This window comes from Sorangium sp. So ce1036 (genome assembly GCF_051369805.1).
In the GTDB taxonomy this organism is placed as follows: domain Bacteria; phylum Myxococcota_A; class Polyangia; order Polyangiales; family Polyangiaceae; genus Sorangium; species Sorangium cellulosum_F.
This window is the reverse complement of sequence record NZ_JBBMOX010000001.1, coordinates 2,827,581-2,839,490: the sequence shown is the minus strand read 5'-3', so window position 1 is coordinate 2,839,490 and position 11,910 is coordinate 2,827,581. Positions and strand designations below refer to the sequence as shown.

Here is an 11,910-nt window from a genome sequence, read left to right as displayed (position 1 = left end):
GGTTCGCCGATGACCTGGCCCGAGAAGACCCTGCCGACGACCGACGCGAGCGAGAAGCGCTCGCTGGGAGCGGGCGTGTTCCGTCGCTGCGACGGCTGCGCGCACACGCACGACGCCGCCGAGCTCGCGCGCACCTTCGAGGTGTGCTCGCAGTGCGGCCACCACCACAAGCTCGACGCCGACGGGTGGCGGAGGCTCTTGCTCGACGACGGCGAGCTCGCCCAGTGGGACGACCACCTCGTCCCGAACGACCCGCTCCGCTTCAGCGACGGCAAGAGCTACCGGGACCGGGTCGCCGCGCTCCACAAGAAGCTCCGCGCGAAGGAGGCGATCGAGATCGGCCGGGCCAGGATGGACGGCCGCGACGTCGCCTACGGCGCGTTCGTGTTCGCCTTCATGGGCGGGAGCATGGGCTCGGTCGTCGGGGAGAAGATCACCCGCCTGTTCGAGCGCGCGGCCCGGGAGGAGCTCCCGGTGGTGCTCCTCCAGTCGTCGGGCGGCGCGCGCATGCAGGAGGGCATCCTGTCGCTGATGCAGATGGCGAAGAGCGTCGCCGCGCTCGAGCGGTACCGGAAGACCCGGCTGCCGTTCCTGTCGGTGCTGCTCCACCCGACGACGGGCGGCGTCGCGGCGAGCTTCGCGTTCCTCGGCGACGTCAACATCGCCGAGCCGAAGGCGCTCATCGGCTTCGCCGGGCCCCGGGTCATCGAGAACACGATCCGGCAGACGCTGCCGGCCGGCTTCCAGCGCGCCGAGTTCCTGCTCGACCACGGGATGGTCGACCTCATCGTGCCGCGGCTCGAGATGAAGGCCCGGATCGGGACGCTGCTCCAGCACCTCTCGGACGGTCGCCGGGCGCGGCGATGACCTCGCCGGCGCCGCGGCTCTCCGCGCTGCTCGCGGAGCTGGGGCAGCGCGCGCCGCGGGGCATGGTGCTGGGGCTCGACCGGGTGCGCGAGGCGCTCGCGGCGCTCGGCGATCCCCACGCGGCCGCGCCGGCGGTGCACGTCGCGGGCACCAACGGCAAGGGGAGCGTGTGCGCGATGGTCGAGTCGGTCGCGCGCGCGGCCGGGCTCCGCACCGGCCTCTACACGTCGCCGCACCTGTCGCGCTTCGCCGAGCGCATCCGCATCGGGGGCGAGGCGATCGGCGACGCGGCGTTCGAGCGCGCCCTCGCCGCCGCGCTCTCCGAGGTCCCCTCGCCGCTCACGTTCTTCGAGGCGCTCACCGTGGCGGCGTTCGTGGCGTTCCGCGACGCGGAGGTCGACCTCGCGATCGTCGAGGTGGGCCTCGGCGGCCGGCTCGACGCCACCAACGTCATCGAGGCGCCGCTCTGCACGGCGATCACCTCGATCGCGCTCGACCACGAGGCCCTGCTCGGCCCGACGGTGGCCGACGTCGCCCGGGAGAAGGCGGGCATCCTGAAGCCCGGCGCGCCCGCGGTGCTCGGCCCGCTCACGCCCGACGCCGACGCCGCGATCGAGGCCACCGCGCAGGCGATCGGCGCCGGCCCGCGCCTCCGCGTCGCGCCGGCGGGGCGCGACGCGCGGCCGGGGGAGATCACGGTCGGACGCGGCCGACGCGACGGGCGCGCGACGCGCGTCGCCGGGCCGGGGCATCGCGAGGTCGAGGTGGAGCTCGGCCTGCGCGGCGCTCACCAGGCGGAGAACGCGGGCGTGGCGTGCGGCATCGCGTGGCAGCTCGCGGCCCGGTGGCCCGCGCTCGAGCGAGCGCTCCCGGCGGGGCTCGCCGCGGCCCGCTGGCCTGGCCGGCTGGAGCGGCTCGAGGCCGGCGCCGCCCAGGTCCTGCTCGACTGTGCGCACAACCCGCACGGCGCCCAGGCGCTCGCGGCGTGGCTCGACGAGGAGGGCCCCGGCGCGGCGCGCACCGCGCTCGTGTTCGGGGCGATGTCGGACAAGGGCTGGGGCGAGATGCTGAAGGCGCTCGCCCCGCGCGCGCAGCGACGGTTCTACGTCACCCCGCGCGGCCGCGCGGCGGCCCCACTCGAGGCGCTGCGCGCGATCGCGCCGGGCGAGCCGGTCGGCGATCCGGGCGCGGCTGTGGCGCGGGCGCTCGAGGGCGCGGCGCCGGGCGGGCTCGTCGTCGTGGCCGGCTCGATCTACCTGGTCGGCGAGGTGCGGTCGGCGCTGCTCGGCATCACGCCGGATCCGGTCGTGACGCTCTGAGCGCGGCCCGCGCGCGATGTGCAGGCGCGTCGCTGCCGCCTGCCGCGACGCCCTGGCACGGGCGATGCCGTCATCGACGGCCATGGCATCCAGGAAACGTCGCTCGCCGGTGCTCTTCACGGCGGCCGCGCTCGGCGCGGTCGCGCTCGCGCGGACGGCGGTCCGCGCGCTGCGCAGGATCGACCTGCGGGGCCGGGTCGTCGTCATCACGGGCGGCTCGCGCGGCCTCGGCCTGCTCCTGGCCGAGGAGTTCGGCCGGCTCGGCGCCCGGGTGGCGATCGCCGCGCGCGACGCCGAGGCGCTCGACCGGGCGGCGCAGCGGCTGCGGGCGCGCGGCGTCGAGGTGCACGCGGAGGCGCGCGACCTCGGCGACCGCGCCGCGGCCGAGGCGTTCATCGACGGCGTGGCGCGCGCCTTCGGGCGGATCGACGTGCTCGTCAACAACGCCGGCGTGATCCAGGTCGCCCCGATGCGGGACCTCCGCGTGGAGGAGCTCGAGGAGGCGATGCGCTCGAACCACTGGAGCGCGGTCTACACGACGCTGCGCGCGCTGCCGCACCTCGATGAGCAGGGGCGGGCGGCGCGGATCGTGAACGTGGTGTCGATCGGCGGGCGGGTCGCCGTGCCGCACCTGCTCGGGTACAACGCGTCGAAGTTCGCGATGATGGGCTTCTCGGAGAGCATCCAGGCCGAGCTCTCTCACGGCGGCGCGAGGGGCCCGCGCGTCACGACGGTGATCCCCGGGCCGATGCGCACGGGGTCGATTTACAACGCGGAGTTCGGCGGCAGCCGGCAGCGCGAGTTCGGCTGGTTCGGCCTCGCGTCGTCGATCCCGATCGCGACGATCGACGCGCGGCGCGCGGCGCGGCGGGTGGTGGCGGCAGCGCGCGAGGGGCGCGCCGAGGTGAAGCTCGGGCTGTCGGCGCACCTCCTGAGCTGGGCGCACGGGGTCGCGCCGCAGACGACGGCGCGGCTGATGGGCTGGCTCAACGCGCTCCTGCCACCGGCCCGCGGCGGCGCGGGCACGACGCGCGGCCGGGATCTTCGCGCGCCGCTCCAGAGCTCGGTCCTGCTGCGCCTGAGCAACGAGGCGGCGCGGCGCAACAACGAGGCGCCGCCGGAGGCGGCGCGGTAGCGAGCTCGGAGCTCCAGGGCGCGAGAGCGTCCACGTCACACCGCCTCGCGGCGGCGGTCGCGAAAGGCCAGGGGGCGATGGCGTCCACGTCACACCGAGGCGCGGCGGGGGTCTCGCCGGCGGCGGCGCGCCACGCCGGCGTGGCGCAAGGACACGACCGCGCCGCGCGGGCGGAGATTGGCCGTAGGCTGGATTGGCAAAGGTTGCTAAGGGTGGTCTCCTCAGCCCAGACCAGAGAGAGGGACCGTGCCGAAGCAGACCAGGAAGGATCATCAGGGCGCCGCTCCGTCGGCGACGGGCGAGCCGCAGAAGCCGGGCCGCAAGCTCTTCGGGACCGACGGGGTGCGCGGCGTGGCGAACCAGCCGCCGATGACGCCGGAGATGGCGCTGCGCCTCGGGCGCGCGATCACGTTCGTGGCGAGCCGCGGGAAGTCGAGGCAGGTGCGGGTGGTGATCGGGAAGGACACCCGGCTGTCCGGCTACATGCTCGAGACCGCGATCGCGTCCGGCGTGTGCGCCATGGGCGGGCGCGTGATGCTGAGCGGGCCGATCCCGACGCCGGCGGTCGCGCAGCTCACGCAGAGCATGCGGGCCGACGCCGGCGTCGTGATCAGCGCGAGCCACAACCCGTATCAGGACAACGGCATCAAGATCTTCGGGCCCGATGGCTACAAGCTGCCCGACGCCGAGGAGGAGGAGATCGAGCGGCTCATGGAGAGCCACGAGCTCGACGAGGCCCGGGTGATCGGGGCGGCGATCGGCAGCGCCGTGAAGCTCGACGATGCGCGGGGGCGGTACGTGGTGTTCTGCAAGAGCACGTTCCCCGCGGCGCTGTCGCTCGACGGCGTGAAGATGGTGGTCGACGCGGCGCACGGGGCCGCGTACCGCGTGGCCCCGGCCGTGTTCACGGAGCTCGGCGCGAACGTGACCGCGCTCGGGGTGAAGCCGAACGGCCGCAACATCAACCGCGAGACGGGCGCGCTGCACCCGGAGCACGTGAAGGCCGAGGTGCTGAAGCGCGGCGCGGCCATCGGCATCGCGCTCGACGGCGACGCGGACCGGGTGATCATGGTCGACGAGCGCGGCGAGGTGGTCGACGGCGACGCGATCATGGCGCTCTGCGCGCTCAGGATGCTGCGCACGGGCAAGCTGCCGCGGAACACGATCGTGACGACGGTGATGTCGAACCTCGGCCTGGAGCGCGCGCTCAAGGCCCACAACGGGCACGTCGTGCGCACCGCGGTCGGGGACCGCTACGTCGTCGAGGCGATGCGGAACGGCGGCTACTCGTTCGGGGGCGAGCAGTCGGGGCACCTCATCTTCCTGGACCACGCGACGACGGGCGACGGCATCGTGGCGGCGCTGCAGGTGCTCGCGATCATGATGGAAGAGGACAAGCCGCTGAGCGAGCTCGCCTCGAAGGCGATGCAGCGGGTGCCCCAGGTGCTGGAGAACGCGACGTTCGTGACCCGGGTGCCGCTCGACAGCATGCAGCGGACGCGGATCACCGTGGATCGCATCGAGAAGACGCTCGGGGACCGGGGGCGCATCCTGGTGCGCTGGAGCGGGACGGAGCCGAAGCTCCGCGTCATGGTCGAGGGCGAGGACGCGTCGGCGATCGGGGCGTACGCGCTCGAGATCATCGAGGCGGCCAAGCAGGACGTCGCCGGCGCCACGGCGTAGCGGGTCGCTCCGGGCTGCCCGGCCTTCGTGGCTGGCTAGAGCGCTCGCCGCATGAAGAGATCCTCGAGGGTCTCGCGGCGCGGCGTCACCTCGACGACCTGCGCGCCGGCCGCGAGCGAGCGCTCCAGCACCTCGCGCACGCGCGCCTCACCCTGCACGTCGACCACCACGACGTCGCCCCGGCGCGAGGTCGAGAGGCCGCTCGCGCGGAGCTCGTCGAGCAGCCCCTCCCCCGCCCCCGCCAGCGTGACGTCGGTGCGCAGCACGTCGCCCCGCAGGAGCTGCCGGATCGCGCCGCTCACCACCACCTTGCCCTCGCGCAGGATCGCCACGCGATCGCACATCGCCTCGACGTCGCTCAGGATGTGCGTCGAGAAGAAGATCGTCCGGCCCTGATCGCGCTCCGCGAAGATGAGGTCGCGGACCTCCTTGCGCCCCACCGGGTCGAGGCCGCTCATCGGCTCGTCCAGGATCAGCATCTCGGGATCGGCGACCAGCGCGGCGGCGAGCCCCGTGCGCTGGAGCATCCCCTTCGAAAGGCGGCGCACCTGCCGGTCCGCCGCATACGCGATCTTCACCTGATCGAGCACCTCCATCGCCCTCCTGCCGAGGGCCGCGCCGCGCATCCCGGACAGCCGGCCGCAGAGCTCCACGAACTCGCGCGGGGTGAGGTAGGGGTAGACGTACGGGTTCTCCGGCAAAAAGCCGATCCGCCGCCGCGCCTCGGGCGACGGCACGCGCGCGCCGAACAGGAACGCCTCGCCGCCGGTCGGGGCGATGAGGCCGGTCAGCATCTTGATCGTCGTCGTCTTGCCGGCCCCGTTCGGCCCGAGGAAGCCGAAGATCTCGCCGCGGCGCACGCCGAAGCTCACCCCCTTGACCGCCTCGACCGCCTTCCGGCGCAAGAACCCCACCCGGAACGTCTTCAGCAGCCCGCGGACGTCGATCAAGAGCTCGCCGCCCTCGCCCGAGCCAGGCCGAAGGGCGCGCTCGTCGCGCGCCTCGCCTGCGATCTCGGCTCCGCTCATGCGCCCTCCTCGCCCTCGCGCTGCTCGCCCGCCGACGCGTCGCCGGGCCGCCCGCGGCTCCGCGCGCTCGCCGCGCTGTACTCGTGCAGCTTGTACTGGATCTTGCGCGGGCTGATGCCGAGGATCGTGGCCGCCTTCGACGTCGAGCCCCTGCACGCCTCGAGCGTGCGCAGGATCGCGTAGCGCTCCAGGTCGTAGATCGTGCTGCCGGGGATGCGCGGCATCGCGTCGACCGCCTCGGCCGGCTCCGACGACATCTGCGCCGGCAGGTGTCGCAGCTCGATGCGCGCGCCGTCGCAGAGGACCGCCGCCCGCTCGATCGCGTTCTCGAGCTCGCGCACGTTGCCGGGGAACGAGTAGGCCGTGAGCGCCGAGAGCGCCTCGTCGGTGAAGCCCTCGATCCGCTTGCCGTTCTCCTGCGCGTAGCGGCCCAGGAAGAACGTCGCGAGCTCCGGGATGTCGCTCTGCCGCTCGCGGAGCGGCGGGATCTCCAGCGTGACGACGTTGAGGCGGTAGTAGAGGTCCTCCCGGAACAGCCCCTCGGCGATGCGCTGGCGCAGATCGCGGTTCGACGCGGCGAGGATCCGCACGTCGACCTTGAGGGTCTCGTTGCCGCCGACCCGCTCGAACGTCCGCTCCTGCAGGAAGCGCAGGAGCTTCACCTGGGTGGCGAGCGGGATCTCGCTCACCTCGTCCAGGAACAGCGTGCCGCCGCTCGCCTGCTCGAACCGCCCCTCGCGGCGCCCGACGGCGCCGGTGAAGGCGCCGCGCTCGTGCCCGAAGAGCTCGCTCTCCAGCAGCGACTCGCTCAGCGCGGCGCAGTTGAGCCGGACGAGCGGCGCCTTCGCGCGCGGGCTCGCGCGGTGGATCATCTCGGCGATGAGCTCCTTGCCCGTGCCCGTCTCGCCCACGATGAGCACGCTCGCGCGGCTCGGCGCCACCTGCTCGACCAGCCGGACGAGCTTCACCATGCTCGGGTGGCTCGCGATCACGTGGCCGAACGCGTTGCGCTCGCGCAGCCGCTCGCGCAGCCGCGAGTTCTCCTGGAGCAGCCGGGCCCGCTCGACCGCGCGCTCGACCACGACCGCGAGCACGGAGAAATCGAGCGGCTTCGTGAGGTAGTTGTACGCGCCCTTCTTCACCGCCTCGACGGCGCTCGAGATGGTGCCGAACGCGGTCATCACGACGAAGGTCGCGTCCGGCAGCGCGAGCTGCGCCTTCTCCATCATCCGGATGCCGTCGAGCCCGGGCATCTTGAGGTCGGTCAGGACCACGTCGGGCGCGAACTCCTCGAGCTTGCCGAGCGCCTTGAAGCCGTCGGCCGCGGTCTCGGTCGTGTACCCCTCCTCGCGGAGGATCTCGGAGAGCGCCGCGCGCGCGTTCGCCTCGTCGTCGACGATCAGGATGCGCCCCCGGGATGCCATGGTGGCTTTCCTAGCATGTGCTCCCCGGAAATTGGGCGTCGCTCGCCCCCCGGCCCGAGCAGCGCTCGGCGCCGCGAGGCGCGATGGCCGAGCACGTTTGCGACCGGGTCGCCGGCGCGACGGCGCGGCGCCCGCGCCGCCTCGGCGTGATCCGCGGTACGCCCGGGCGACCGCGGATGATCGCGCGGCGACGCCGCCGTTGGAGCGCCGCGCAACGGCGCTTGTCGCGGCTCTGCCGCTGTCGAAACCGCTGTTTCGTGCACCGCTCGGAGTGATACAACGGGCCGCGCGCGAGGCCTGCACCGTCCCGATTGGCGGGCGTTTCCTTGATTGGCTTCGCGGACGAGGCTCGATGCACACGCTTCTGAAGGTGTTTGCCGGCAAGCCCCCGCGCGCTGCGCTCACGGCGCTGCCGCTCGTCGGCTCTCTCACGCTCGCGGGCACCGCAGAGGCGCAGCAGCCGCAGCCGCCCTTCGGACCGCAGCCGCCTCCCGCCCAGCCCGCGCCGCCTGGGCCCTTCGGGCCGCAACCGCCTCCCGGCCAGCCCGGCCCCTTCGGGCCGCAGCCGCCCCCGGGAGACGCGCCGCCGCCGCAGCTCGGGCCGCAGCCGGGCTTTCCCGGGGGCCCGCCGCAGCTCGGGCCGCAGCAGCCGGGCTTCCCTGGTGGCCCGCCGCAGATCGGGCCGCAGCCGGGCTTTCCTGGAGGCGACGCCCCGCAGCAGTTCGGGCCGGCGCCGTCTCCTGGCCAGCCGCAGCCGGACGCGAGCTTCTCGTTCGGCGCGCAAGCGTCCGCCGACGAGCAGGGCGCCCGGGCCGGCGCGACCGCGTCGAGCTCCGCGGCGTGGAGCGAGCAGGAGCGCGCCCTCTCGCTCATCGAGCAGCCGAACCTGTGGGGCTCGACCGGCCTCCTCCGGACGTCGTACGCGGGCTCCGGCGCGCCGGGCACCTTCCGGGTGTCGTTCCTGCTCGACTGGTTCTCGACGAGCGGCTTCCTCTGCGATCCGGCGGAGTCGACGCCCGCCGGCCAGCCGATCACCTGCGGCCCCGACGCGCAGGAGGACTCGGCGAGCCACGTGGGCGCGTTCTTCGCGCTGAACGCGACCCCCCTGCCGTTCCTCGAGGGGTACGCGTCGATCCGCACGTTCGCGAACGCGAACGATCAGGGGCGCCCCCGGCTGCTCCAGGTGCTCGGCGACACGACGCTCGGCGTGAAGGCGTTCACGCCGCAGAAGATCGCCAAGCGGTTCACCTTCGGCGGTGAGGCGCAGCTGCTCCTGCTCAACGGGACGGGCGACGTCGGCCTGGCGGGCGGCGGCACGAGCGCGGTGTTCCGCGGGCTCGCGTCGCTCGATCTGCGCAAGCCGGCGGGCAAGGGGTTCCCGCTGCGGGTCAACCTGAACCTCGGCTACAAGCTCGACAACTCCGGCGTCGTCGTCGAGGAGGTCGAGAAGGAGCGGGCCAAGGCGTTCAGGGACGGCCGCGATCGGCAGCCGATCTCCCGCATCGAGCGGTTCGGGCTCGGGATCAACCGGGTCGACTTCTTCCAGACGCACCTGGGCGTCGAGGTGCCGCTGCCGAAGGTGCAGCCGTACCTCGAGTACACGCTCGACATCCCGGTGAACCGGCAGGGCTACGAGTGCCACACGAGCCGCGTGTCGCGCGGCGACGTCTGCCTCGGGCTCGACGATTTCGCGGCGCCGGATCCGCAGAGCCAGGGCGGGCCGGGGTACTCGGCGGTGCCGTCGCGGCTGTCGCTCGGCGTGCGGGCGACGCCGTTCGAGAAGGCGTTCCGCGGGCTCTCCGCGCACGCGGCGTTCGACCTCGGCCTGTCGGCGACCTCGGTGTTCATCGAGGAGGTCGCGCCGCAGGCGCCGTGGTCGCTCTACCTCGGGATCGGCTACGCCTACGACACGAAGCAGAAGGAGCCGCCGCCGGCCGCCGCGCCGCGGATCATCCGGGAGCCGCAGATCGTGCCGGCGCCCCAGAGCTTCGTCCGCGGCCTCGTGCACGAGCAGAACAAGCCCGACGCGCCGGTCGCCGACGCCATCGTGACGATCGAGGGCGTCGCGCAGCCGCCGTACGCGACAGGCCCGGACGGCCGCTTCCTCACGCGGCACCTCGATCCGGGGACGTACACGTTCAACGTCCGGGCGACCGGCTACAAGCCGGGCACCTGCCAGGCGACGGTCCCCGCCGGCGGGGCGGCGCCTGGGCAGCTCGGGGCATTCGGCCCGCAGCCTGCGCCCTTCGGCGCGCAGCCGGGGCAGCCCGGCGCCTTCGGCCCGCAGCCGGGCCCCTTCGGCGCGCAGCCGGGGCAGCCCGGCGCCTTCGGCCCGCAGCCGGGCCCCTTCGGCGCGCCGCCGGGGCAGCCCGGCGCCTTCGGCCCGCAGCCAGGGCCGTTCGGCCCGCAGCCGGGGCAGCCCGGCGCCTTCGGCCCGCAGCCCGGCCCCTTCGGTCCGCAGCCGGGGCAGCCGCCGTTCGGCCAGCCGCCGGGGGTGCCCGGAGCAGCGCCTGGCCCGGTGCAGCCGCAGGGGCCGACGTTCGTGGACGTCGACTGCTCGCTCGAGGCGCTGCCCAAGACGGGCAACGTCGTCGGCACGGTGAAGGACGCCGAGAGCGGGGACGCGGTCGCCGGCGCGACCATCCGGCTCGTCGACGAGGCCGGCCGCGAGCAGACGGCGACGAGCGACGCGAGCGGCGCGTTCCGCTTCGCGGAGCTGCCGGCCGGCGCGGTGACGCTCAAGGTCGAGGCGCAGGGCTACATGAACCACGTGAACCAGGCCGAGGTCCGGACGAACGAGGACACCCGCGCCGCGCTCACGGTGAACAAGCGGCCGAAGGTGTCGCTCGTGAAGGTGCAGGGCAACGAGATCAAGATCTCGAAGCAGATCCACTTCGAGACCGACTCGGCGAAGATCCTGGGCGACTCGAACGCGCTGATGGAGGAGATCGCGGACGTGCTCCAGCGCAATCCGAACATCCGCAAGGTCGAGATCCAGGGGCACACCGACAATACGGGCGGGCGCGAGCACAACCAGACGCTCAGCGAGGCCCGGGCCAACTCGGTGCGCGCCTGGCTCGTCCGCGCCGGCGTCGACGGCGCGCGGCTCGTCGCGAAGGGCTACGGGCAGGACCGCCCGATCGCGCCGAACGTCACACCCGCGAACAAGGCCAAGAACCGGCGCGTGCAGTTCATCATCCTGGAGAAGTGAGCCGGGCCCGCCCCCGGGCGGCGCGAGCACCGGCACATCACGCACCTCGGCAGGTTCACGTGGCCGAGGGGCGCCGGTCCCGCTCGCGGCCGCGACCCCCCTCGCGGGGACCGGGCCTCGAGGGGGACGCGGCGGAGCGGGCTCGCGGCGCGAGCCCCTTCTCCTGGACGCTGCGCCGGCGCGCCGTCATGGTCTCGGCGTGACGCCGCTCGTCTCCGTCTTGCTCCCCTACAGACAGGCGGAGGCGACCATCGAGGAGGCGCTGGAGAGCGTGCTCGCCGAGCGCGAGGTCGACCTCGAGGTGATCGCCGCCGACGACGGCTCGACCGACGCTGGGCCGGCCACGGTCGCGCGCATCGCCCGGCGCGATCGCCGCGTCGTCCCGATCGCGACGGGGGGCGTGGGGATCGCGCGGGCGCTCTCCCGCGCGGCGGCGGCGGCGCGCGGCGAGCTGTTCGCGCGGATGGATGGCGACGACATCTCGCTCGGCGGGCGCCTCGCGCGGCAGGTCGAGGCGCTCCGGCGGGATCCGCGGCTCGGCGTCGTCGGGACCCGCGTCGAGGCGTTCGCGTCCGGGCCGATCGGCGAGGGCATGCTGCGCTACGTGGCCTGGCTGAACTCGATCCTCACGCCCGAGGATCACGCGCGGGAGATGTTCGTGGAGTCCCCGCTGTGCCACCCGTCGGTGATGCTGCGGCGGAGCGCGCTGGAGCAGGTCGGCGGCTTCCGGGACGCGCCGTGGGCGGAGGACTACGACCTGTGGTTGCGCCTCGACGCGGCGGGCGTGCGGATGGCGAAGCTCCCCGAGCTCGGCCTGCGCTGGCGGCACCGCGAGGGTCGCGCCACGTTCGCGGATCCGCGGTACGCGATCCTGCGCTTCCTCGAGGCGAAGGGGTACTACCTGGCGAGGAAGCTGGACAGGACGCGCCCCGTGGCGGTGTGGGGCGCCGGCAAGACCGGCCGGCGGCTCGCGAGGGAGCTCGCCCGGAACGGCGTGCGGCCGGAGCGGTTCGTGGACATCGATCCGCGGAAGATCGGCCGGGTCGCGCAGGGCGCGCCGATCGTCGACCCGTCGCGCCTCGCGCGGGGCGCGCAGACCCTCGTGGTCGCCGTGGGGGCGCGGGGGGCGCGCGCGCTCATCCGCGATCACCTCGCCGCGCGCGGCTTCGTCGAGGGCTCGGACTATGTGTGCGCCTCCTGAGCGCGCGCCCCGAGCGAGTATTTGCAAGCGCGCTCCCTGATG

The 11,910-nt window shown here is 74.1% G+C and carries 8 protein-coding genes; 6 read left to right on the top strand and 2 right to left on the bottom strand.

Annotated elements, in window-relative coordinates; genetic code table 11:
- Window positions 1-9: 9 nt before the first annotated feature.
- The 4 genes from accD to glmM all read left to right on the top strand — a co-directional run bounded on the left by accD (window position 10) and on the right by glmM (window position 5,004).
- Window positions 10-867: an acetyl-CoA carboxylase, carboxyltransferase subunit beta gene (gene accD, locus WMF31_RS10870; RefSeq protein WP_436601862.1), complete on the top strand. Its 858-nt coding sequence runs from the start codon at window positions 10-12 to the stop codon at window positions 865-867.
- Entirely contained in the window at window positions 864-2,186 is a 1,323-nt protein-coding gene (locus tag WMF31_RS10865) for a bifunctional folylpolyglutamate synthase/dihydrofolate synthase (protein WP_436601861.1), read from the top strand. Before accD ends, WMF31_RS10865 begins: the two co-directional genes overlap by 4 nt.
- An 82-nt stretch (window positions 2,187-2,268) precedes the next feature.
- Window positions 2,269-3,321, top strand: coding sequence for an SDR family NAD(P)-dependent oxidoreductase (locus WMF31_RS10860; protein ID WP_436601860.1), 1,053 nt, complete (start codon window positions 2,269-2,271; stop codon window positions 3,319-3,321).
- A gap of 246 nt (window positions 3,322-3,567) precedes the next feature.
- A complete protein-coding gene (gene glmM, locus WMF31_RS10855) occupies window positions 3,568-5,004 on the top strand; it encodes a phosphoglucosamine mutase (RefSeq protein ID WP_436601859.1) in 1,437 nt (478 codons plus the stop codon).
- Window positions 5,005-5,039: 35 nt separating this feature from the next.
- Here glmM and WMF31_RS10850 read toward each other — a convergent pair whose 3' ends face one another.
- Both WMF31_RS10850 and WMF31_RS10845 read right to left on the bottom strand, forming a co-directional pair.
- A complete protein-coding gene (locus WMF31_RS10850) occupies window positions 5,040-6,032 on the bottom strand; it encodes an ABC transporter ATP-binding protein (protein WP_436601858.1) in 993 nt (330 codons plus the stop codon).
- Window positions 6,029-7,456, bottom strand: a complete 1,428-nt coding sequence (locus tag WMF31_RS10845; RefSeq protein ID WP_436601857.1) for a sigma-54-dependent transcriptional regulator — start codon at window positions 7,454-7,456, stop codon at window positions 6,029-6,031. Before WMF31_RS10845 ends, WMF31_RS10850 begins: the two co-directional genes overlap by 4 nt.
- Window positions 7,457-7,808: 352 nt before the next feature.
- On the opposite strand from WMF31_RS10845, the gene WMF31_RS10840 reads away from it, so the two are divergent.
- Both WMF31_RS10840 and WMF31_RS10835 read left to right on the top strand, forming a co-directional pair.
- Window positions 7,809-10,667: a carboxypeptidase regulatory-like domain-containing protein gene (locus WMF31_RS10840; protein ID WP_436601856.1), complete on the top strand. Its 2,859-nt coding sequence runs from the start codon at window positions 7,809-7,811 to the stop codon at window positions 10,665-10,667.
- Window positions 10,668-10,866: 199 nt separating this feature from the next.
- Window positions 10,867-11,868 (top strand): glycosyltransferase, encoded by a 1,002-nt coding sequence (locus WMF31_RS10835; protein ID WP_436601855.1) that lies wholly within the window; start codon window positions 10,867-10,869, stop codon window positions 11,866-11,868.
- Window positions 11,869-11,910 lie beyond the last annotated feature (42 nt).

Coding starts and splice junctions, on each gene's coding strand:
- WMF31_RS10840 (WP_436601856.1), top strand. CDS start 7,809: ATGCACACGCTTCTGAAGGTGTTTGCCGGCAAGCCCCCGCGCGCTGCG.
- WMF31_RS10850 (WP_436601858.1), bottom strand. CDS start 6,032: ATGAGCGGAGCCGAGATCGCAGGCGAGGCGCGCGACGAGCGCGCCCTT.
- WMF31_RS10860 (WP_436601860.1), top strand. CDS start 2,269: ATGGCATCCAGGAAACGTCGCTCGCCGGTGCTCTTCACGGCGGCCGCG.
- WMF31_RS10865 (WP_436601861.1), top strand. CDS start 864: ATGACCTCGCCGGCGCCGCGGCTCTCCGCGCTGCTCGCGGAGCTGGGG.
- accD (WP_436601862.1), top strand. CDS start 10: ATGACCTGGCCCGAGAAGACCCTGCCGACGACCGACGCGAGCGAGAAG.
- WMF31_RS10845 (WP_436601857.1), bottom strand. CDS start 7,456: ATGGCATCCCGGGGGCGCATCCTGATCGTCGACGACGAGGCGAACGCG.